Origin of the sequence: Blochmannia endosymbiont of Camponotus (Colobopsis) obliquus (genome assembly GCF_000973545.1) — a bacterium.
Taxonomy (GTDB): domain Bacteria; phylum Pseudomonadota; class Gammaproteobacteria; order Enterobacterales; family Enterobacteriaceae; genus Blochmanniella.
In genome coordinates, this window is sequence record NZ_CP010049.1 from 605154 (window position 1) to 630963 (window position 25810).

Annotated in this window: 18 protein-coding genes and 2 tRNA genes; 8 read left to right on the forward strand and 12 right to left on the reverse strand. The window is 27.6% G+C overall.

From position 1 onward, the window contains the following. Positions 1 to 329: 329 nt before the first annotated feature. A complete protein-coding gene (gene gltX, locus BOBLI757_RS02535; protein WP_046305178.1) occupies positions 330 to 1745 on the reverse strand; it encodes a glutamate--tRNA ligase in 1416 nt (471 codons plus the stop codon). Between the two features lie 182 nt (positions 1746 to 1927). On the opposite strand from gltX, the gene BOBLI757_RS02540 reads away from it, so the two are divergent. Beyond that, positions 1928 to 2001, forward strand: a tRNA-Val gene (locus BOBLI757_RS02540). Between the two features lie 52 nt (positions 2002 to 2053). Beyond that, positions 2054 to 2126: transfer RNA gene (locus BOBLI757_RS02545), tRNA-Lys, on the forward strand. 166 nt (positions 2127 to 2292) lie between these two features. Here BOBLI757_RS02545 and ligA read toward each other — a convergent pair. Further along, positions 2293 to 4425, reverse strand: coding sequence for an NAD-dependent DNA ligase LigA (gene ligA, locus BOBLI757_RS02550; protein WP_238954648.1), 2133 nt, complete (start codon positions 4423 to 4425; stop codon positions 2293 to 2295). Positions 4426 to 5106: 681 nt separating this feature from the next. Between ligA and cysK the strand changes: the two genes are divergently transcribed. The 3 genes from cysK to ptsI all read left to right on the forward strand — a co-directional run bounded on the left by cysK (position 5107) and on the right by ptsI (position 8346). Next, positions 5107 to 6057: a cysteine synthase A gene (gene cysK / locus BOBLI757_RS02555; protein WP_046305181.1), complete on the forward strand. Its 951-nt coding sequence runs from the start codon at positions 5107 to 5109 to the stop codon at positions 6055 to 6057. Between the two features lie 249 nt (positions 6058 to 6306). Then, entirely contained in the window at positions 6307 to 6564 is a 258-nt protein-coding gene (locus tag BOBLI757_RS02560; RefSeq protein WP_046305182.1) for an HPr family phosphocarrier protein, read from the forward strand. Between the two features lie 54 nt (positions 6565 to 6618). Beyond that, complete coding sequence (gene ptsI / locus BOBLI757_RS02565; protein WP_046305183.1) at positions 6619 to 8346, forward strand: phosphoenolpyruvate-protein phosphotransferase PtsI; 1728 nt, start codon at positions 6619 to 6621, stop codon at positions 8344 to 8346. Between the two features lie 261 nt (positions 8347 to 8607). Here the strand turns inward: ptsI and cysA are convergent, their stop codons facing one another. Genes cysA through cysP form a run of 4 tightly spaced genes read right to left on the reverse strand, consistent with a single transcriptional unit; the run spans position 8608 to position 12375 of the window. Continuing rightward, on the reverse strand, positions 8608 to 9678 hold the full coding sequence (gene cysA / locus BOBLI757_RS02570) for a sulfate/thiosulfate ABC transporter ATP-binding protein CysA (RefSeq protein WP_046305467.1): 1071 nt from the start codon (positions 9676 to 9678) through the stop codon (positions 8608 to 8610). A gap of 21 nt (positions 9679 to 9699) precedes the next feature. Further along, positions 9700 to 10542, reverse strand: a complete 843-nt coding sequence (gene cysW, locus BOBLI757_RS02575; protein WP_046305184.1) for a sulfate ABC transporter permease subunit CysW — start codon at positions 10540 to 10542, stop codon at positions 9700 to 9702. Then, on the reverse strand, positions 10542 to 11372 hold the full coding sequence (gene cysT, locus BOBLI757_RS02580; protein ID WP_420021791.1) for a sulfate/thiosulfate ABC transporter permease CysT: 831 nt from the start codon (positions 11370 to 11372) through the stop codon (positions 10542 to 10544). The genes cysW and cysT overlap by 1 nt, the downstream gene beginning before the upstream one ends. Further along, positions 11356 to 12375, reverse strand: coding sequence for a thiosulfate ABC transporter substrate-binding protein CysP (gene cysP / locus BOBLI757_RS02585; protein ID WP_046305185.1), 1020 nt, complete (start codon positions 12373 to 12375; stop codon positions 11356 to 11358). Before cysP ends, cysT begins: the two co-directional genes overlap by 17 nt. A 1391-nt stretch (positions 12376 to 13766) precedes the next feature. On the opposite strand from cysP, the gene tal reads away from it, so the two are divergent. From tal to dapE, 3 genes are all read left to right on the forward strand, one after another. Beyond that, positions 13767 to 14720, forward strand: coding sequence for a transaldolase (gene tal, locus BOBLI757_RS02590; protein ID WP_046305186.1), 954 nt, complete (start codon positions 13767 to 13769; stop codon positions 14718 to 14720). A gap of 14 nt (positions 14721 to 14734) precedes the next feature. Beyond that, the gene (gene tkt / locus BOBLI757_RS02595; RefSeq protein ID WP_046305472.1) at positions 14735 to 16741 is read left to right on the forward strand and encodes a transketolase; all 2007 of its coding nucleotides are present in this window, start codon (positions 14735 to 14737) and stop codon (positions 16739 to 16741) included. A gap of 345 nt (positions 16742 to 17086) precedes the next feature. Then, positions 17087 to 18220, forward strand: a complete 1134-nt coding sequence (gene dapE / locus BOBLI757_RS02600; protein WP_046305187.1) for a succinyl-diaminopimelate desuccinylase — start codon at positions 17087 to 17089, stop codon at positions 18218 to 18220. Between the two features lie 248 nt (positions 18221 to 18468). Here dapE and dapA read toward each other — a convergent pair whose 3' ends face one another. The 6 genes from dapA to BOBLI757_RS02630 form a co-directional block, all read right to left on the reverse strand. After that, a complete protein-coding gene (gene dapA / locus BOBLI757_RS02605) occupies positions 18469 to 19344 on the reverse strand; it encodes a 4-hydroxy-tetrahydrodipicolinate synthase (protein ID WP_046305188.1) in 876 nt (291 codons plus the stop codon). A gap of 970 nt (positions 19345 to 20314) precedes the next feature. Then, the gene (gene upp, locus BOBLI757_RS02610; RefSeq protein ID WP_046305189.1) at positions 20315 to 20941 is read right to left on the reverse strand and encodes a uracil phosphoribosyltransferase; all 627 of its coding nucleotides are present in this window, start codon (positions 20939 to 20941) and stop codon (positions 20315 to 20317) included. 1139 nt (positions 20942 to 22080) lie between these two features. Then, on the reverse strand, positions 22081 to 22698 hold the full coding sequence (gene ureG, locus BOBLI757_RS02615) for an urease accessory protein UreG (protein WP_046305190.1): 618 nt from the start codon (positions 22696 to 22698) through the stop codon (positions 22081 to 22083). Positions 22699 to 22747: 49 nt separating this feature from the next. Continuing rightward, a complete protein-coding gene (locus BOBLI757_RS02620) occupies positions 22748 to 23440 on the reverse strand; it encodes an urease accessory protein UreF (protein ID WP_046305192.1) in 693 nt (230 codons plus the stop codon). A gap of 333 nt (positions 23441 to 23773) precedes the next feature. Beyond that, the gene (gene ureC / locus BOBLI757_RS02625) at positions 23774 to 25477 is read right to left on the reverse strand and encodes an urease subunit alpha (protein WP_046305194.1); all 1704 of its coding nucleotides are present in this window, start codon (positions 25475 to 25477) and stop codon (positions 23774 to 23776) included. Further along, complete coding sequence (locus tag BOBLI757_RS02630; RefSeq protein WP_046305195.1) at positions 25474 to 25791, reverse strand: urease subunit beta; 318 nt, start codon at positions 25789 to 25791, stop codon at positions 25474 to 25476. Before BOBLI757_RS02630 ends, ureC begins: the two co-directional genes overlap by 4 nt. Positions 25792 to 25810 lie beyond the last annotated feature (19 nt).

Here is a 25810-nt window from a genome sequence, read left to right on the forward strand (position 1 = left end):
AACTTTATAGCATGAGCTAATTCATTACAAGAAAAAACACAACTCGTCTACTAGTATTTACTAAATATACTAAACCTAAATTAATTTAAGAAAACTTTCTATAATAAAAAGATTAAACAAACATTTAACATCAAACAATTATTAAAAAAATCATCTATAATATAGTCTGATGCTATCTTATTTGTATCTCAAAATCATTTGTGTTAAGAAATATTATAAAACTAACAATATTAAAAAATTATACAAATAATACAAACACACGTATTATTTATAATTTCAATATATTAACTCAATACTTATTTTAAATAAATGAATACACTAAACCAAAATTACTTACAACTTAAAATATAATGTAGAGCTATATGAATTCGCTTTAATGAACGAAATCGACCTATTATATATATAATGCTAGTCAAATCAGGTGATTGATTAGACCCAGTAATAGCTACTCTTAATGGCATGCCCAATTTGCTTTTTTGTATTTTTAATATACTAATTGTCTCAATAAGAACTTCATTAATTGTATTTTTATCCCAAGTAGTTAATGAAATTAGTTGTTTACAAACAAAAATTAACGGCTGAGCTGCATCTAGACATAAATATTTTTCTGCCATTTTATTATTAAACAAAGAAAAATCTTGATAACAATAATGACAAGCAACAGCCATATCTTTCAAAGTTTTACAACGTGAACTAAATAACCTTACTATATCAATTAATTTAGGACCATTGCTAATATTAATTCCCTGTTTATCCAAATAATATCTTAAGCGCGAAGCAACATAACTAACAGGCAAATTCTTAATATAGTAATGATTTAACCAAATCAACTTCTTTATATCAAAAATACTTGGTGATTTACTTACAGAATTAAAACTAAAATATTTTTTCATCTGATTAACATTAAAAATTTCTTGATCACCATAAGACCATCCCAACCTAACTAAATAATTTAACATCGCCTCTGGTAAAAACCCACTATTCCAATATTGAATAATATCTAAACCACTATGTCTTTTAGAAAGTTTCCTACCATACACATCAAATACCATAGATACATGAGCATATACCGGTATCCATGCATTTAACGCTTTAAAAATATTAATCTGACGTGGAGTATTATTTATATGGTCCTCACCACGTATTACATGTGTAATTTTCATATCAATATCATCTACTACTACACAAAAATTATATGTAGGAACCCCATCACTACGACGAATAATTAAATCATCTAGCTCACGATTATCAAATATTATTAAACCTCTAATTTGATCATAAAATACTACTTGTCCATTGGATGGATTACAAAAACGAACAACATAAGATTTATTTATTAAACTATTCTTAGTTTGCTTCAAATATCTACAGTAACCATCATATCTAGGTTTGAGTCCCTTATCTATTTGCATTTTACGCAAAACTTCTAATCGGTCTCTTGAACAAAAACACTTATAAGCTTTACCTTCAACAAGCATATTATCTATAACGGTATTATAACGATCGAATCTTTTTGATTGAAAATATGGACCTTCATCCCAGTCAATATTTAACCAATCCATGGTTTTAATAATAAAATTAACATTTTTTTTAGTAGAACGTTCTACATCAGTATCATCTATACGAAGAACAAATTTGCCATTTTGTTGTTTAGCAAATAACCAAGCATAAAGAGCTGTACGCATACTACCAATATGTAAATTTCCAGTGGGACTAGGTGCAAAACGAGTCCTTACTATTTTCATAAATAACAATTTTATTATCAGTAATTATTGTTTATTATTATAAATATAATAAAATATGTTACAATGGTAGGATAGCAATATTATTTAATTAATGAATAAAATAAAATATTAGTTTTGAATATTTTTTAAAAAATATTGACTCATTTTTATGAATTAATATAATGCAATTTTTAAAACAAAATAGGTGATTAGCTCAATTTGGGAGAGCACCTCCCTTACAAGGAGGGGGTAGGCGGTTCAAATCCGCCATCACCTATAACTAAAAAGCTAAACATGCAACAACAATATTTCCACTCATAACTACAGCCGGGTCGTTAGCTCAGAAGGTAGAGCAGTTGACTTTTAATCAATTGGTCACAGGTTCGAATCCTGTACGACCCATTTTACCATTTCTTAATAAAATAACCTTAAAAGCTCATAAAATAAAAAATATAAATAATAAAAATAAAAATAAATATGAAATACTACTAATATTATTTAACTAACTTAAATATTTGTTATGCACAAAGATATAAAATATTACTATCTTTACCAAATATAAATAAATTTAATTAATTTTTAATAAATTTAACAATTCCATCTCTTCCATGATTTTAATATTCATTTGTATAGCTTTTTGTAACTTAGAACCCGCAGATTGACCAACAATTAATAAATCAGTTTTACTAGAAATATTATTATGAATTTGAGCTCCAAATAATAACAATTTATCCTCAACATCACGGCGCGAACAAATACTTAAAGATCCTGTAAAAACTATATTTTTACCAAAAAATACACTATGGATATTATTTGTATGTAAAGATAAAGGAGCAACTTCTAACCAATAAATACCAATAGAAGAACTAAGTAATTCTTTAACTATTTTTAAATTATATTGCTCTCTAAAAAAACGATATACATAACCAGCAACAACTCGACCAATATTCTGTACACGCATCAAAGATGCAATATCAGCATTAACCAATCTGTCCATAGTACCATAAAAAATTGCTAAATTAATAGCATGAACTATTCCAACTTTATATATACCCAAAGAATACAAAAAACGAGAAAAAGTAGTACATTTCGCCCTATTTAAAGAACGTAATAAATTACTTACAACTTTTATTCCTACATTATTTAAATTAAGCAACTGACTTTCATTAAGATAAAACAAATCAGCAGGCGTATAAACTAAACGATTTTCAATTAATTGATCTATTAAACTACTTCCTAAACCAACAATATTCATGGCTTTACGAGCAGCAAAATGTTGTATAGACCTTTTGCGTTGAGCACTACAAAATAAACCTGCATGACATCGTAATACAGCTTGCTGAACTACCCTATAAATTTTAGTATTACATACCGGACAATAATTAGGAAACTTAATTGGTTGCACTACATTAAACTTTCGATAAGATTTAACAACCTCTATAATTCGTGGGATTACATCACCTATCCTGCAAATAACTACTATATCGCCAATCATCAAATCAAGACGTTGAATCTCGTTGATATTATATAAACTTACATTACTTATTTTAACACCAGATAATAATACTTGCTCAATTCTAGCAACAGGAGTTAAAATTCCAGTGCGACCAACTTGAAAATCTACACTATATAATTTAGATATTTTTTGTTTGCTAGGAAACTTACAAGCGATAGCCCAACGAGGTGCCTTAAACGAATATCCTAATTTTTTTTGTAAAGATATATCATTTACTTTAATTACAACGCCATCAATTCTAAAACCTAAAACAGAACGCATCTTTTGTACATCATTATAATATTGCAATACTTCACCACTATTTTGACAAAGACGAGTATAATCACTAACAGGCATGCCTAAAAATTTACAATACTGTAAACGATCCCAATGCTGCTTAGGAAAATTACCTCCTTGCACACAACCAAAGCCATAGCAAAAAAAAGATAATTGTCTTTTGGCAGTAATTGCAGAATTAAGTTGACGCAAAGATCCAGATGCAGCATTTCTTGAATTAGAAAAGCTTTTTTTACCTTGTTTTATAAGATATTCATTTAATGCGATAAAATCTATATCTAACATGAACACCTCACCTCTGATTTCCAAAATATCAGGAAATGAAATATTATTAGTTATTTTAAACTTAGACGGTATAGTAGAAATTGTACGTACATTCGAAGTAATATCTTCACCGTAAATACCATCTCCACGAGTAGCCGCAGATACAAATACTCCATTTTTATACACAAGATTCACTGCTAATCCATCTAACTTTAATTCACAACAATAAGATATCCTAACTTCATCAACTAACATTACACGTAATCGTTTATCAAATGACAAAAATTCAGATTTTTCAAAAATATTATCCAATGATAACATTGGTGATAAATGACGTAGTTTTTTAAAAGTGGTATTTAATGTTCCCCCAATTAATTGGGTAGGTGATCGTACAGAAACACAACCCAAATATTTATTTTCTAAATCACACAACTCTTTCATAGTATTATCATATACTACATCAGATACTTCTGGATTATTATTTATGTAGTAAAAATAATTCCAACGAAGTAATAATTTACGCAACCAATCAATATATTCTTTATTGAAATTCATATAAAATAACCATTCATAAAGAAACTCATTCAAAATAAATAAACGCCCCAAAAAATAATATTCTGAAAGATAATCAACGCTAAATGACACGTATTACAAATCTTTATATTTAAATTATATTTAAAATCAAAATACACAAACAAAATCAATACAAATAAAAAAATACATTTTATAATATAACAACTATCATTTATATAAAAATCTTAAAAATGCAAATAAAACATACAAAGTATAAAAAAACACCTACATTTTCTTTACATCCTAAATGACATAACAAAACATGATACAATAAAATTAAAAAAATAATTATAAAAGTTTTACCTTATTTATATTGATCTTCAGTTTTTAAGAAAATGCTTCAAAACGTAATAAAATTAATAAACCATACAATTATACTTTACTAAAAATATGTAAAAACAAATGATCAAAGCATACTTAATCTCACCTTTAAAATAACGCAAAATAAATTATACTAAAATTCCTGTAAAACAATTAAAATAATCAATCGAAATATAACTTCTATAAAACTACAACAATTCTATTATATCATATTCCATATAATGATATACTTGTTTAAAATAACAAAAATATATATTTACAAAATAACACAAAATAATAAAAACACTACTAAATAAACCAAATTAATCATTAAAAATGATCTAAACAACATAAAATCATTCAAAATTTTATAAAGAAATAAAATATACCAAAACAATAAATATAAAAAATTTCTAAATAAAAAATAACACTAAAATTCAAAGGAATAAAATTATGAAAAATATTTATAAAGATAATTCTATGACAATAGGTAAAACACCATTAGTTCGCTTAAATAACATCGGAAATGGTCATATATTCGCAAAAATAGAATCACGTAACCCTAGCTTTAGCGTTAAATGTCGTATTGGTGCTAATATGATTTGGGACGCAGAAAAAAATAATTTACTAAAACCAGAAATTGAATTAATAGAACCAACTAGTGGCAATACCGGCATTGCATTAGCTTATGTTGCAGCTGCACGAAACTACAAACTAACACTTATCATGCCAAATAGTATGAGTCAAGAAAGACGAAAATTACTAAAAATATTGGGAGCAAATTTAATTCTTACAGCAGGAGAAAAAGGAATGAAAGGATCTATTGCTAAAGCTGAAGAAATAATTAATAAAAATCCTAAACGTTATTTAATGCTGCAACAATTTAATAATCCAGCAAATCCAGAAATTCATGAAATAACAACAGGTCCTGAAATATGGAAAGATATCAACGGACACATAGACATATTTATTGCTGGTGTTGGTACAGGAGGAACGATAACCGGTGTAAGTAGATTTTTTAAAAAAAATCACAATGAAAAAAAAATAACTATTATAGCAGTAGAACCGACTAATTCTCCAGTCATTACTCAAAAATTATCTGGAAAAAAAATTCAACCTGGAATACATAAAATCCAAGGCATTGGTGCAGGATTTATTCCAAAAAATCTTGACCTATCTCTTATAGATCACGTAATAACAATAAGTGACGATGAAGCTATTAATACTGCTAAACTTTTAATGAAGAAAGAAGGAATCTTAGCTGGATTATCATCAGGCGCTGCTATAGCTTCAGCAATAAAATTACAACAAAACAAAAACTATGCCAATAAAAATATTGTAACCATATTACCTTCTGCCGCTGAACGTTACTTCAGCACAGAACTATTTCATAATCTAGAATAATATAACATCTTAATAAGATTTTAATATTTATTAAACCTTTATTTTATCTTCTTAATAAAGAAGGTATCAGTTATTATTGAATAGCATACATCATATATGTTATAATGCGACTTTTTGTATATCTACATTTTACTAACAGAATATACTGTTTTTATCCATAACTCATACAAACATGTCAAAGATATTATATATCTTACATACAAGATAATAAAAACATTAAAATTCATATTTCAAAATATAGAGGAAAAAATGTACCAACAAAAAGTTATAATCACTACTCCTAACGGATTACATACACGTCCAGCTGTACAATTTGTTAAAAAAGCAAAAAGTTTTATCTCTGAAATTATCATTTCTTCTAACGGAAAAAGCGCGAATGCAAAAAGCTTATTTAAAATACAAACTCTTGGCTTAACACAAGGTTCTATAATTAATATCACTGCTACAGGAGAAGATGAACAAGAAGCTGTTAAATATTTAGTAAAATTAATAACAGAACTCAATTAAGGCATAATAATAACATTATATAAATAAAATATATTACACAAACAAGGCAAAATTATGATTTCAGGAATCTCAGTATCACCTGGTATTGCTTTCGGTAAAGCATTAGTAATAAAAAAAGAAAAAATATTCATTAATCAAAAAAAAATTGCTATTAATGATATTGACAATGAAATACATCGTTTCCTCAACGGACGCACAAAAACTTCTCAACAACTAAAAAAAATTAAAAATAAAGCTGGCAAAACTTTTGGTAAAAAAAAAGAAGCAATATTTGAAGGTCATATAATGTTGTTAGAAGATAAAGAACTCGAACAAGATATTATAACACTCATCAAAGAAGATCTTATTACAGCTGAAGCAGCTATTAATTCAGTAATTGAAACTCAAGCGCGAGCTTTAGAACAACTTAACGATGAATATCTAAAAGAACGCGCTACCGATGTACGTGATATTGGTAATCGCTTACTACGAAATGTTCTTAATATACCAATTGTTAATTTAAACAATCTTAATAAAAAAATAATTCTTGTAACCACCGATTTAAAACCTTCCGAAACAGTACAACTTGACTTAAACAATATATTAGGATTCATTACCGATGATGGTGGAATCACTTCTCATACCTCAATTATGGCACGATCTCTAGAATTACCTGCGATTGTAGGCACTGGAAATATAACTAAAAAAGTTTGTAATAATGATTTTTTAATTTTAAATGCAATCCATAATGAAATTTATATCAATCCAAAAACTACAATTATTAAAAAATTAAAAATACTAAAAAAACAATATTCTTTTGAACAAAAAGAACTCATTAAATTAAAAAATCTTCCAGCTATTACCTTAGATGGATATCAAGTAGAAATATCTGCTAATATCGGAACAATAAATGATATCACACATGCCAAGAATAATGGTGCAAAGGGAATTGGATTATACAGAACCGAATTTTTGTTTATGAATCGCTCTTCATTACCTAGTGAAGAAGAACAATTTCAAAATTATAAAACCATAGCAGAATCAATTTTTATAGACGGAGTTACTATACGTATTTTAGATATAGGAGGAGATAAAAATTTACCTTATATGAAATTACCAAAAGAAGACAATCCATTTTTAGGATGGAGGGCAATTCGTATTATTTTAGATCGTAAAGAAATATTACATACACAATTACGTGCCATTCTACGTGCTTCTGCTTTCGGCAAATTACAAATCATGTATCCTATGATCATTTCAATAGAAGAAGTACGCGCCCTAAAAACAGAATTAGATTTGATAAAAATTCAATTACGCAAAGAAAAAAAGAATTTCGATGAAAACATTGAAACTGGTGTCATGATAGAAACACCAGCTGCAGCAACAATTGCTCATTATTTAGCTAAAGAAGTTGATTTTTTCAGTATTGGTACAAACGACTTAATTCAATATACTTTAGCTATAGATAGAGGAAACAAATTAATTTCTCACCTTTATCAACCTTTATCACCAGCCATACTCTTATTAATTAAACAAGTAATAGATGCTGCTCATCAAGAAGGTAAATGGACAAGTATGTGTGGAGAAATGGCAGGAGATGAAAGAAATACATCATTACTGCTAGGCATGGGACTAGATAAATTTAGCATGAATGCCACATCTATACTTAAAATAAAAAAAATTATCCGTACAACAAAACTCAGCGACGCAAAATCCTTGGCAAAAGAAGCACTATGCGTTCCAACAACAAAAGACTTAAACAATTTAATTAATAATTTTTTAGATCACGATCTAAAATTGTAATTTAATCCTAAGAAATTACTTCCATATATTACATGCCAATATATAACAATCGAATGAATATAATAATATACTAATTTATAACTTCTATTATAATTATTTCTGTACAAAAAACATTATGTCAACAAAAATACCACTCGCATTACATTGTTCATATAAACAAAAATACAATACTATGCATCCTTTACACATAATTATTAAAATAATAAAATCTTTGATTAATAATTCTATTTTACAAAAAATAAAATTACACAAACACCTATATTATAAAGCTCTTTCTCCTACGTACAATCGTGCATTTTGTCCACTAATATATCTGCAATCACCAAGTTTAGGAATGTTATTATTACCAGCATTAACTATAACCACACTTAATATACCTTTATGCCAATAGCCAAGAGGCTGAACACTTAATTGATAATAATAACCACGCAAACTGACATCAACAATCTGAACCGGAAGAAAACAAAATAAACTAGCATGTTCACTTATAATCATTTCCCAGGGACGAAAAAAAACTTCTACTTGCCCCTGATAAGCAGGTGTATACAATAACGGTAAATGATATTCTCCTACAAATAATCGTGAACCACGTATTTCACCAATTAACTTATTAACATCTCCTAAAAATTCCAACACAAATCTACTAGCCGGAGCACACCAAACATCTTGAGGAGTGCCAATTTGTTCAATATTACCATGATTCATAACGACTATCCTATTAGCTACTTCCATAGCTTCCTCTTGATCATGAGTAACAAAAATACTAGTAAATTGTAATTCTTTATGAAGATGACATAACCAACGACGTAATTCCTTGCGTACTTGAACATCTAATGCGCCAAATGGTTCATCTAATAATAAAATTTTCGGATTAACTGCTAATGCTCTAGCTAAAGCTACACGTTGTTTTTGACCTCCAGAAAGTTGCGCTGGATAACGATGCGCTAAATTACTTAATTGAATCATTTCTAATAACTCATTAACTTTACGTTTTATAATAAACGTAGTAGGACGCTTATAACGAGGCAGCATTTTTATACCAAACGAAATATTGTCAATAACGGTCATATGACGAAATAAAGCATAATGCTGAAACACAAACCCTACCTGACGATCACGAGCATGAACATCACTGACATCTTGACCAGCAAATATAATAGAACCACTATTATGGTACTCCAAACCAGCAATAATACGCAATAACGTCGTCTTACCCGAGCCAGACGGTCCTAATAAAGCTACCATTTCACCAGAATTAATTTTTAATGAAATATTATTTAATATTTTAATTTTATTAAAATTTTTACTAATCTTGCTAATTTCAATACTCATTATAATTTTATACATAAATTACTATGAACGATGTACTAAATACCAAAATACAATTTTTTTCAGAAATAAAATAACAATCGATATGAATGCTAATAATGAAGCAGCAACAAAAGCACCAACAACATTATAATCTTGATATAACAATTCTACCTGTAAAGGCAAAGTATAAGTTTCACCACGAATAAAACCAGAAACGATAGATACAGCACCAAATTCACCAATAGCACGAGCATTTGTTAAAATTGCACCATAAATTAAAGACCAACGAATATTAGGTAATGTTACAAAGCGAAACATTTGCCAAGACGAAGCACCTAACAAAATTGCTGCTTCATCTTCTTGCGTACCTTGACTTAACATTAACGGCACAACTTCATGCACTACGAAAGGAGAAGTAACAAAAATAGTTACCAATATCATACCAGGCCATGCAAACATAATTTGCACATCATAACTATCTAAATAACCACCTATAAAACTATTATTATTATAAAATAATAAATATAATAGACCCGCAATAACTGGTGATATCACAAAAGGTATATCAATTAAAACTAATAATAATTGTCGGCCAAAAAAATTAAATCTAGTTATTAACCAAGAAATCATAATACCAAAAAACAAATTTATTGGTACACTAATTAATGCTATTAATAATGTTAATCTAATTGCATGCAACATATCTGAATTATTTAAATTTTTCCATAATATCATCAAACCCTCTGAAGAAGCGATAACAAAAATAAACATCAAAGGTATCAATAACAATATTATAGAAATTAATAGACCCAAAATTACCAACAATTTTCTATAAAATTGATATTCAAAAATATATCTACTACTAACAACAGAAATATTAATCATCAATTACCTCTTGTTTTTAATCCAAAACGTGATTGTATAATATTTATCATAAATAATAACAATAAAGAAAACACTAAAATTACTGAAGCAATGGCACTAGCTGCAGGATAATCAAATTCCTGTAATTTCATAAAAATAATCAAAGATACTACTTCAGTTTTCCAAGCAATATTTCCCGAAATAAAAATTACAGCACCAAATTCACCTAAACTACGAATAAACGATAAAGTAGTACCAATTAATAATGATGGCGCTATTTCTGGAAAAATAATATTACAAAAAATTTGCCAACGATTTGCTCCAAGTATTTTAGCGACTTCTTCATATTCCCGATTAAAAGACTCCAATACAGGTTGTACAGTACGTATAACAAAAGGAAGACTAGTAAAAATCATTGCTATCACTATACCTAACCAAGTATAAGAAATGCTTATACCCAATTGAGATAAATAACGTCCATACCAACCTGTATTAGCAAACAAGGCAGATAAAGTTAACCCCGCTACAGCTGTAGGCAAAGCAAATGGTAAATCTATTAATACATCCAACAAAAACTTACCAGGGAAACTACAACGTACTAACATCCATGATATTAACATTCCAAATAATGCATTAAAACAAGCAGCTATAGCAGCAGATACAACAGTTACTTGATAAGCAACCATTAATTCTGGATCAGTTATTACTGACCAATATTGCAATAAATTCATTTGCGATAGTTGCATCATCAATGCACTTAAAGGTAATAAACAAATTAAACAAATAAAAAATAAGCTACTACCCAAACTTATTTTAAAAGCAGGAAATATAGATTTAGTAGTTAAAAACATAATAACGTCCAAATTTTAATAATTTATCCAATTCACCACCATGACTGAAATGAACATTCATAATTTTTTGCCAATCATCAAAATAATCTTCTACTTTAAATAATCTAATAGAAGGAAACTTATTTTTATTTTTTTTCATAATAACAACAGAATTCACGCGATAATAAAATTTTGCAATAATTTCTTGGGCGCGTGTGCTATAAAGATAATTTAAATAAGCAATAGCTACTTCCCTAGTGCCGTTTTTATCTATATTTTTATCCACCCAAGTAACTGGGAATTCTGCAAGTATACTTATTTCAGGAACAACAACTTCATAACCAACATCACCGTATTGATTTAAAATATTATATAATTCCGATTCAAAACTTATTAAAACATCACCTTGCCCACGTTCAAGAAACGTAGTAGTAGCATTACGCCCACCAATATCAAATACTTCAACATTTTTAAGAAATTTAGACATAAATATACGAGTGTTATCTAGATTTCCACCATTTCTTTGTGAAACTATACTCCAAGCAGCTAAATATGTATAACGTCCGCTTCCTGATATTTTAGGATTCGGGAAAATTAATTTAACATCATCACGTACTAAATCATACCAATCATAAATTTTTTTAGGATTACCCTTACGTACAAAAAACACCATAGTAGAGTAGTATGGGGAACTATTATTAGGTAATCTTTGTCGCCAATCAGCAGAAATTAAGTGACCGCGATCATGCAATACTTGTACATCTACTACCTGATTATATGTTACTACATCCGCACGTAATCCCTGTAAAATAGCCATAGCCTGTCTAGTTGAAGCAGCATGTGATTGACGAATTGATAATTTATCATCAGGATGTTTTTGGTGCCACTCATCAATAAATATAGGATTTAATGTTATAAATAATTCTCGAGAAATATCATACGAACTATTAAGTAGTATAGTAGCTTCAGGATTGCTGTAAATAAATAACAATCCCATTAAATATTTTATAATTACTCTACGCATAAATAAAGATCCATAAAAAATAATATTATACTACTTAAACATCCAATAAAAATATACAAAATATTTAGGTATAATTATCATATATATCTCAATATACTTATTGGCATAATAAAATGATAAATAAAAATATAATATTAAATTACGACATAAATTACTAAACTTAAACCAATTGAACGTTAAACAAAAATAATGTGTATCGAACACACATTATTATAAAAATAACACAATAATATTTCACAATCCATTTTCATTACATACATAATTTGTCCTGAAATAAATTTATTCCTATAACAAAAATATAAATAGTCATTATAAAATTTACTGCCATACTTATAATTATATCAATAAAGTGAATTAAATTATTAAATTAATTAATAAAATGAATAAATTATTATAAAACAAAAAGTTATAGAAATGCATTTTTTATAACTATATCATATATTACATATTACATACTTTAAATAATAAATATACATAATTTAATTACATAATAAATGATTAAAAAGTAAAGTTTGATCAAAAATTAATCGTATAATAATTAATCAATTATAATTACAAATATTCAATATAATAAAGATATATAACATAAAAATTAATTTACTTATTACCTTTAATAATGAACTTGTGATACAACAACTTTAAAATACTTTTAAAAAAACAAACATAAATGTACCAACTGTCAGAGAACGAAACACCAAAATAATTAAATAAATTATAACAATCAATATACGTTATTATATTTAAAATACTAACAATTATTTCCTAAAAAAATAAACGTATATAATGTTTATCATTAATATAATCATTATGAAACCATAAAACGCATAAACAAATCATAATACTCTAATAATACTTAAATATACATATTAATTTACATATCATTATGAAATAAAATATAAATAAAACAATCAATTATTTCAAATATTATATATAACACTAAACAGCAAACATCTATAAAATAATAAAAACATAAACAATATGTAATGAATTATTATTTTATTGAATAAAATAATAATAATAAACATTAAAATATTAATTATAATATAATTTTAAATTAATTAAGTGACATTTAATACATTAAATGTATAATGTATTAAAAAATATATCTATATTTTATCTAACAACAAAAACAAAAATATTATAAAATACAAAATAACTATAATTTTAAATAAATATACATTTAACCAATTAAAAGAAAACATGTAGTACAATAAAATTATATATATAAATATTATTTAAACTGTAATAATATTTTATTAAATGAATAAATATACAAACAAACAACACAATATGAACTAATTGGTTATTATCCTCTACAAACATCTTAATCTAGAACTTATATATTAATATATTACAATAAACAAAAAAATAAACAAAATTACGAGGTTAAAATGAACCAATTAGACAGTTTAAAAAAAATTAGTAACATTGTAGTAGATAGTGGAAATATTGAATATATTAAACAATATCAACTACAAGATGTTACTACTAATCCCTCTCTTATCTTACAAGCAATCAATAATAAATCATATCAATCACTTTTTAAAAATGCATTAATATATGCCCAAAAACAAGGTGGAAATAAAGATTTACAAATTACTAATGCTATTGATAAATTAACAGTTAACATCGGGATATGTATATTACAATATATATCAGGATCTATTTCTATTGAGATAGACCCGCGGTTTTCCTTTAATCATAAAATGAGTATAATTCAAGCTAAAAAAATAATTAACTTATATAAAGAACAAAATATCGATAAATCTCGTATTCTTATCAAGCTTGCCGCTACATGGGAAGGAATAAAAGCAGCAGCGCAGCTAGAAAAAGAAAACATTCATTGTAACCTCACACTTGTTTTTTCATTTGCACAAGCACGTGCATGTGCTGAAGCTAAAGTATTCTTAATTTCTCCATTTGTTGGACGTATTTATGATTGGTATCATCAAAAAAAACCATTAATACCATATTTTGTGGATGAAGATCCTGGTATAAAATCAGTAAAAAAAATTTATAGATATTACAAAAAACATTGTTATAAAACTATAATTATGAGCGCTAGTTTTCGTAAAATAGAACAAATCCTAGCTTTAGCAGGATGTGACTGCTTAACAATTTCTCCAAATTTTTTAAATAAACTTCTCAATACTCATCAAAATGTTGAACAACAACTATTTCCTATGAATAACAAAACATTTAAGCAGCCAATACCTATTTCTGAACCTGACTTCCATTGGGAACACAATAAAAATGCAATGGCTGTTGAAAAACTTTCTGAAGGAATACGTTTATTTGCTTTAGACCAACAAAAATTAAAACAAATTTTAAAAAGAGAGCTATAATTATGGAAAATTCAATAATCTCAAGAAAAAAACTTGCCGATGCTATTCGCATTTTAAGTATAGACGCAATACAAAATGCAAACTCTGGACATCCTGGAGCACCAATGGGTATGGCTGACGTTGCAGAAGTTCTATGGCGCGACTATATGAATCATAATCCCATGAACCCATCGTGGCCAAACCGCGATCGTTTTGTTCTGTCTAATGGACATGCATCAATGTTGCTGTATAGCATATTACATCTTACTGGATATAATCTATCACTGGAAGATATAAAAAAATTTAGAACACTACATTCTAAAACTCCCGGACATCCAGAATATAATCGTACTATTGGAATTGAAACAACAACTGGGCCTTTAGGACAGGGAATTGCTAACGCAGTAGGTTTAGCCATCGGAGAACGTACTTTATCCGCACAATTTAATCGTGAAGAACTTAACATTATTGATCATCATACTTATGTATTTTTAGGTGATGGCTGTATGATGGAAGGAATTTCCCATGAAGTATGTTCGCTTGCAGGTATTATGAAACTTGGCAAACTAATAATATTTTATGATGATAATGGAATATCTATTGATGGAAAAGTAAACGAATGGTTTCAAGATGATACTGAAAGTCGATTTAAAGCATATGGTTGGCAAGTAATACCCGATATAGACGGTCATAATAGCAGTGCTATTAAAATGGCTATTGAAATCGCTAAATCTAATACTAATCAACCATCGTTAATTATCTGTAAAACAATTATTGCTTTCGGTTCACCAAATAAAAGTGGAAATAGCAGTGCTCATGGAGCTCCATTAGGAAAAGAAGAAGTAAAATCAACTCGTATTGCTCTGAATTGGCAAGCAGAAACTTTTTTCATACCACAAGAAATTTATCAAAATTGGAATGCTAAAAGATCTGGACAAAAAAAAGAACTAAATTGGCAAAAAAAATTTAATACATATAAAAAAAGATATCCACTTTTAGCAAAGGAATTTTGGCGTAGAATCCAAGGAGCTCTGCCTGATGATTGGCAATCACAATCCCAAAATTTTATTAAATATTTACAAAAAAACCCTGCAGCAATTGCTACTCGTCAAGCTTCTCAAAATACATTAGAAATATTTGGTCCAATGTTACCAGAACTCATAGGCGGATCGGCAGATTTAACGCCAAGCAATTTAACAAATTGGTCACAAACTACTTCCATTGTCAATAATCCTGCTGGTAACTATATTCATTACGGTGTACGAGAATTTGGAATGACAGCTATTGGAAATGGTATTGCTAATTACGGTGGTTTTTTACCATATACTGCAACTTTTTTAACATTTATTGAATACGCGCGTAACGCTGTACGTATGGCAGCACTTATGAAAAATAGGCATATTATGATTTATACACACGATTCAATTGGATTAGGAGAAGATGGGCCGACTCATCAACCAGTAGAACAACTAGCAAGCTTACGAATGACACCTAATATCAATCACTGGCGACCTTGTGATCAAGTAGAAACTGCGGTAGCATGGAAAACAGCAATTGAAAATCGGACAGGACCAACTGCTCTTATACTTTCTCGACAAAGTCTAAATCAACAAACACGTAATGCGAAGCAATTGATGAATATCTATCGTGGAGGTTATATTCTTAAAGATTGCGAAAATAATCCAGAACTCATTTTAATTGCCACTGGATCAGAAGTAGAATTAGCAGTTGCTGCTTATCAAAAATTAACAAAAGAAGATTATAAAATAAGAGTTGTATCAATGCCTTCAACAAATGTCTTTGAAGAACAAAACCAAATATATCGTGATACTGTCTTACCTCCATTTATAACAGCACGTATTGCTATCGAAGCTGGAAGCCCAGACTACTGGTATAAATATGTGGGTTTAAGTGGCAAAATAATTGGTGTGAGTACTTTTGGTCATTCTGCACCAGCAAAAAAACTTTTTGAATTCTTTGGTTTTACTGTTGAAAATATCATACTAAAGGCGTATGAATTATTAAAAAAATCTTCAATTTAATAATAGATATATTCGAACTATTATATAATAAAAAACTACTAATTTTCATTATATATAAAATTAAAATTAAAACAAAATACATCTTGTATGTATAGGAAATAAAATATTACAAATCAAAAAAAATAAAACTACTTAACATAATTTAACAATAATTTTTCTAAAATATATTTAATATAAATGAGTTATTTTATTAATATAAAAATGTTTATATAATTATAACACATTCTTCAAAATAATTAACTTACACCGTGAAGAAACAATGGTAATTTATTGTAATAAAACATACTAATATAATCATTTAACCAAACATTAATATAAATCTTTAATAAACAACAATATTTCAATATGTTATCTTCAATTATAAAATTAGCTCAACAATTAATAGACAAACCTTCAATTACTCCAAACGATGTTGGTTGTCAATTAATCTTAATAGAGCGTCTAAAAAAAATAGGATTTAACATCCAAAAAATAAACTCCGCTAATGTTTCTAATTTCTTTGCGTGGCGTGGAAAAGGAAAAAAAACTCTAGCATTTTCTGGACATACAGACGTAGTCCCGAGTGGTAATATTAAACTTTGGCATTATCCACCTTTTAAAGGATCACTACATAATAACATGTTATATGGACGTGGAGCAGCAGATATGAAAGGTGCTTTAGCAGCTATGATAATTGCTACTGAAAGATTCGTTGATCAATTTCCTGATCATCAAGGAAGAATTTTTTTTATCATTACTTCCGATGAGGAAGGTAAGGCAAAAAATGGTACGATAAAAATTATCAAATATTTAATGAATCATAAAGAACAAATAAATTATTGTATAATTGGTGAACCATCTAGCTATCGTAAATTAGGTGATGTTATTAAAAACGGACGACGAGGTTCTCTAACAGGGTTATTAATAATACACGGAATACAAGGACATGTAGCATATCCACATTTAGCCAACAATCCCATACATTCAACTATCCCAATTATAAATATTCTGTTATCTAAAATATGGGATACGGGAAACGATACATTTCCACCAACAACATTACAAATTGTTAACATTCGCGCAGGAACAAAAAAAAACAGCAACCTTATCCCTGCAATACTACAAATGCAATTAAATTTTCGTTTTAATAACATATCTACAGAAAATCAACTATGTAAACAAGTAGAAAATTTAATTAAAGAACACGGTTTAAGTTACAATATAAAATGGTTTCTTCACGCAAAACCATACATAAGTTACACAGGTACTTTAACTAATACTGTCATTACAACAATAAAACATTACCAAAAAATCACTCCAAAAATCGAGACGTCTGGTGGATCTTCCGATGGAAGATTTATTTCTTATATGAAATCAGAAATCATAGAACTAGGATTAATTAATAAAACAATACATAAAATAAATGAATGTACAAATATTAACGATCTATATTCACTTAGCCTAATATATAAAAAGATTTTAGAATCATTAATAATTTAATTAATCTAAATTATAAATTAGTACTGAATATTAAACCAAAAAAATTTAAACTAAATTATTAAAATTCTTATAAAATACAACATTATCTAATAAAAATGAAAATACACGACTTTAAATTACTAATTTAAAAAACTATATCTTACATTGTATTAACCATAAATCAATCTCCTGATGATTGCATATCACTGTAATTAATAAAAATTATAAAAAAAATAATTATTTTATATATAATGTATAAAATACAACTGTCACAAACTAGCACGTATTAAAGCTTGTTCTACGATTTTTCTCTTTGAAAATGATAAAGATGTCAGCGGCAATCTCACAGTATCATGCATAATCAATCCTAAAAACTTACATGCCCACTTAACCGGCATAGGATTAGTGTCAATAAACAATGCTTTATGTAAAAACATCAACTTGTTATTAATATAACGTGCATCGGCAAAATTACCATCAGCCGCTAAAGCACAAATCCGTCTCATCTTTTGTGCAGCAACATTTGCTGTAACAGAAACCACTCCCTGTCCCCCAAGTTGCATAAAATCCAACGCACTTACATCATCACCACTCAATAAAATAAAATCATCATTTACTAAATATCGTATTTGATTAACACGATTTAAATCTCCTGTTGCCTCTTTAATACCTATTATATTTTTAATTTCCGATAAACGAGCTATTGTATCAGGCAGTATATCACAACCAGTACGTGCTGGAACATTATATAAAACCTGAGGTAAATCACTATTCTCAGCAATAGCTTTAAAATGTTGAAACAATCCTTCCTGGTTAGGTTTATTATAATATGGAGTAACACTTAAACATCCAACCACTTTTGTATTATTAAAACAACGAGTAAGTAATATAGCTTCAGAGGTAGAATTAGCACCAGTACCTGCAATAATAGGAATTCTTCCATCACTAATATCAAGAACTCTCATAACTACATCAATATGTTCTTTGTGAGTTAATCCTGACATCTCGCCTGTTGTTCCTACTGCAACAATCGCACTAGTACCATGAGTAACGTGATAATCTACCAATTTTTTTAAACCAATTTGATCAACATCACCTTTTTCATCCATGGGAGTAACTAATGCAACTATGCTTCCTGTAAACATTGACCTTTCCTCCATACAACAAATTAATTATAATATTAATAACACAAATATCTATATACTAAACAACATTACATTATTGATTATCTTAGAACAGAAAATGAACATTACAATAATCATAATAACATTTAAAATGTACCTAATAATATATATTCATACATACACAATAATTAGATAATACACATATCTTCGATATACATAATTACAATATTTTTATTATAAAATAATAATTAATTTTTTTATAAAATAATAGATAATCGTAAAATAACAAAATATTAAATATAAATCAAACAATTTACTAAATTCAAATAAATAATATAAACAAAATATATATATTTTATTTAAGAATAAAAATAAACGCTGTTTTAAAGGTATAAATAAATTAAAAAATTTTAATACATTTAAATTAGTAATATAACAAATTATAAATAAAATTTCTTATAATAATAATTAAAAATAAAACAATCATTTTAACATATGCAAAAAATAAACTTTAAAAATTAAATACTAAACAATTAATAAATCAATAAACTACTACACAGAAACATTCATTATTATGTTGTCAAAAAAAATAATTATTGAAATATTTTTATTTCTTATTATAAAATTATAAAATAAATATATTTAAATATATTTTATTTATGTAAACTATAATTTTAATTACTAAATAAATTATAATACATATTTAATTCAATAATTTACATAAACCATGTAAACACCAGCAAACATTAAACATCTTATAAACAACTTTCCAAAAACTATAATAACATTAAATAATTTAACAAAATTAAATTGTCTAATATCTAATATTACAAAATTATACAACATAATGAACTATAATGATAAACCAGATACTGATATAAAAATAAAACTTAAATATTCAAAAAGTAACTTATAATTATATATTTTAGAACAATTAACATGATTATGTATCAATAAATAATTAAAAACAATTTAAACATAATTCAAGTTGTTATTTAGTACCAAATATTTTATCACCAGCATCACCAAGTCCAGGTATGATATAACCATCATCATCAATTCGTTGATCTATAGCAGCTAAATACAATTCAATATCTGGGTGTCGTTGTTCCAATACTGCAATGCCTTCAGGAGCAGCGACTAATACTAATACCTTTATATGTTGACAACCCGCATTTTTTAATAAATCAATAGTAGCCACCATCGATCCACCAGTAGCTAACATAGGATCTACAACCATAGCCATACGCTTTTCAATGTTAGAAACTAATTTTTTAAAATACGGTACAGGACTAAAAGTAATTTCATCTCGATACATGCCTACTATACTAATACGTGCACTAGGTAAATTTTCCAATACCCCATCCATCATTCCAAGTCCAGCCCGTAAAATAGGAACAATGGTTATTTTTTTACCCTTAATCCTTTCTATTTCAACTAAACCACACCAACCTGTAATTGTCACCGTTTCAATTTCTAAATCAGCAGTCGCTACATAAGTCAACAAACTAGCTAATTCTGAAGATAATTCTCGAAAACGTTTAGTACTAATATTATGAACTCTCATCAAACCTAATTTATGTTTTACTAACGGATGTTTAATCTCAAAGATTTTCATGTTAACCTTCTTTGCTTTATATTCAAAATATTAACAAATAAAATCATGAAATTATAATTTTTTTTCCTATATATAATAAAAATATCTTTTCTATTAGACTAATATACTATTTTAATACAAACATATAATAATATTTAAACTTTTTATATTATTTATATTATATCTTAAAATAATTCATAACAACTATAACATGTCATAATGTTAATAATTGTTAAAATAATTCATCTATAACTTTACATAGTATTTAATAAAAATTCACGTTATACAAACACATAAATCAAAAATAAAACATAAAAATACAACATATGTTATATATTACATATGTAACAAATATATAAATAAAAATATACTCATAATCACCACTAGTATATCTTATAATAAAATTTTATTATTTAAAATAAATGTTTTGAATACGATAATAGCAATATTGTAAATTGTAATTAATTCATATCTACTAAAATAACCTGAAACACAAAAAATAAAATCAATAAATGCAAAATAATATAACATTTTATTAATTATTTATTATTTAAAAGATTATGTACACCATAAACATTTTAATTTATACAATCCACTCAAACTCTTATCAGTATATATTATATAGATATAATCTATATAATATATACTGAGATTAAAATAATATTTTAATTACTAAAATATATCATCACCTACATACAATGCACTAAATAATTATAACATTCAAAATATAATTAAATTAATTAAGAAAAATTTTTGTAAAAACTTTTCTTAAATAAAACATCATAAACATAATTTTTATATAAAAATAAAATAAATATTAATCATGAACTTTAATACAAAAAATAAAAATAACTTAACAAAACTACAACTTTACTAATTTTATTATTTTATTTAACCATTATAATATTCATTATAATTAATATAACAATATTATAATGTTTTACATTACTTTTTAAATATTTTTAATTAAAAAAAATAAAAGTAAACTTTAACATTCATATCATGTACATAACAAAAAAATCAAAAAAAAGTTATCAACATTCATCACACTAATAACAATGAGTAAATTACACCTTATTTTTACTTAAATAACAACATTCATATGCAATAAGATTATAAATATATAAATATTTTTTAAAAAAATACTAAAAAATAATTTCTTATTTAAATTTATTCTTAATAATAAAATTAATAAGAGAAAAAAAACCCTTACCTATTTTTAAATTAGTAAAGACCCAAGGACGACCATGACGCATCATATTAGTATCTTTTTCCATAACTTTTAAGGAAGCACCTACATATGGTGCTAAATCAACCTTATTAATAACTAAAAAATCAGAACGAGTAATTCCAGGTCCTCCTTTACGAGGAATTTTTTCACCACCAGACACATCAATGACACAAACATTTAAATCTACTAACTCTGGACTAAAGGTAGCACTTAAGTTATCACCTCCACTTTCTATAAAAATAATATCCAAATTGATAAATTTTCGAATTAATTCATCAATTGCCATAAAATTCATCGAAGCATCTTCACGAATGGCAGTATGAGGACAACCACCAGTTTCAATACCAATAATGCGTTCAGCTTCTAATGCACCCGACGCAATTAAAATTTGCTGATCCTCTATAGAATAAATATCGTTAGTTATTACTGCTAACTGATAATAATCTCGCATATTTTTACATAACATTTCCAATAAAGAAGTCTTTCCCGAACCAACAGGACCGCCAACTCCTATACGCAAAGGCTGTTTGTTAGAATTTTGTAGCAAATTATCCTCAACAAATTATCTCATATTATCTTATCTTATTAAAATGATATTAAGAACGAAACAAACGAAACTTCTGCTCCTCATGACAAGAAGAAGCAATAGATTGTAAAGGAAAACTACCACCTAATTCCTCATCTGTCAATAAATCAGCATGCCGCCATGCAATAGAAAACCATTTAAAAGCAGCCATTAATAATTTTTGAGCACTACATTGACCAAACGGCACCAATTTCAATCCTGCTGTTATTAAACCTTCAACAACAATATAACCATAACACATAACCAACATTTTTAAAGGAATTTCCCATTTATTTCCCAACCACGCTATAGCGGATAACATACTATTTTTACATAATGTAAACCAACAATCATTAAATTCAATTAACGAGCATTTAAAAAACATTTGCATCAATGCATAACCACGTTCTTTTTCCTCTAATCGTAATTCACAAGTTGTACGAAACATTAATAATGCTTCAATATAATATAATAACTGTCGTTGATCATTACTTTTGATACAAAAATACATACGTTTAAGAATAGGCCAATCTAAATAAGTTAACTGTTCTTGTACAACTTGTTCTTGCCAACAAGCAAATGTACTTATAGAATTAACTAAACCAAAATGTACTGCCCATTCTAATCCTTGAGAATAAGAATAACCCCCTGAAGGAAAAGCAGCACTACCTAATTGTATCACATGCAATAAACTAAGATCATCAATTTGACTAATATTATCCATAATAACTTAACTATATTAAAAATAATTAATAAATAATTAAATTATAAAATTAACAATACACAACTTACATTATCGATATAAATAATATTCATAAACTTATTTAATAAATAAAAAAATAACATACACAATAACAATTAATAAAAACATTATATTATTAATTATAACATACCATCACAAATCTAAAAAAATAATCAAATATTTTTATATCTATATACTAAGTAAACATTACCTTCAATGTTAAACATGCAATTATATTTAACGCATAAATTAAAACTATATTAAATAAAACAAAATACTAATTATCAAAAAAAAATAAAACCCAAATAATTCACTTTAAAAAAGAAAGTAACGTTGCCCCATAGGTAATGTCTTTGATGGTGCACAAGTTAATAATTCACCATTTGCTCGTACTTCATAAGTTTGAGAATCCACCTCAATTCTTGGTTGCCAATCATTATGAATCATATTACATTTACGCACATTACGACATTGATAAACCTTACCGATCAAACTACCTAATCGAAGGTTATCAACTAAACTACTATTATAAGCAACTGAAGATACAAACGTCATACGTATAGACTGTAAAGCTTTTCCAAGAACACCAAACATCGATCGATAGTATATTGGTTGTGACATAGAAATAGAAGCATTAGGATCTCCCATTAAAGCAGTAATAATCATGCCTCCTTTAATTACTAAATCTGGTTTAATACCAAAAAATTTTGGAGACCATAATACTAAATCAGCTAATTTTCCTAATTCAATGGAACCAACCTCATGTGCAATACCATGAGCAATAGCAGGATTAATAGTATACTTAGCTATATAACGCTTGACACGAAAATTATCATTAAAACACGTATCTTGTGCTAAAGATCCACGTTGTAATTTCATTTTATGAGCTGTTTGCCAAGTACGTAAAATTACTTCACCTATTCGGCCCATAGCTTGTGAATCTGAAGAAATCATAGAAAAGGCTCCTAAATCATGTAAAATATCTTCTGCTGCAATAGTCTCTTTACGAATTCGTGATTCTGCAAATGCTACATCCTCTGCAATACCTGGATCAAGATGATGACAAACCATTAACATATCTAAATGTTCATCAATTGTATTAACAGTATAAGGCATAGTAGGAGTAGTAGATGATGGTAAAACATTTCCAAAACTACAAACCTTAATAATATCTGGAGAATGCCCACCTCCTGCGCCTTCCGCATGATAAGCATGTATAGTACGATCACCAATAGCAGAAAGTGTATCTTCAACAAATCCAGATTCATTTAAAGTATCCGAATGAATCGCCACTTGAATATCAAAATTTTCTGCAACATTTAAACAACAATTAATAGCAGATGGTGTTGCCCCCCAATCCTCATGTATCTTTAAACCAATCGCTCCATAATGTATTTGTTCTTCCAATCCACTGGGTAAAGAAGAACTTCCTTTGCCAAGTAATCCAATATTTACTGGTAATACATCGACTGCTTGTAGCATGCGCATTAAATACCAGGGGCCAGGAGTACAAGTTGTAGCATTACTTCCCGTAGCAGGCCCTGTCCCTCCACCAATCATGGTAGTAATCCCAGAACAAACTGCTTCATTGACTTGCTGAGGACAAATAAAATGCACATGAGAATCTACAGCACCGGCGGTAACAATTTTACCTTCAGCAGCTATAACTTCAGTATTAGGTCCAATGGGAATAGTTATTTCCGCTTGTACATCTGGATTACCAGCTTTACCAATAAAAAAAATTCGAGCATCCTTGATACCTATATCAGCCTTAACTATACCCCAATGATCAATAATCAGCGCATTAGTTAATACTAAATCAACACAATCCTTTGATGTCATCTGCCCTTGTCCCATACCATCACGAATAACTTTACCTCCACCAAACTTTACTTCCTCACCATAACAAGTAAAATCTTTCTCTATTTGTATCCACAACTCAGTATCGGCCAATCTTACACTATCACCAGTAGTTGGTCCAAACATCTCTGCATAAGCAGAGCGAGATATCATATTCATACACCACTCCCTAGTTTACCCATCACAAAACCACGAAACCCATAAATTTCACGTTTTCCAGCATATTCTACAAGATACACATCTCTTAATTGTCCCGGCTCAAACCGCACCGATGTACCTGCAGGTATATCTAAACGAAAACCACGAGTAATGACACGATCGAATCTTAAATAAGAATTAACTTCATAAAAATGAAAATGTGATCCAACTTGAATAGAACGATCTCCATAATTTGCTACCGTTACCATTATTCTAATACGTCCAACATTTAGCTTTATATTACCTGTAATAACACGCAATTCTCCTGGAATCATCTTAATATACCTGTCTTTA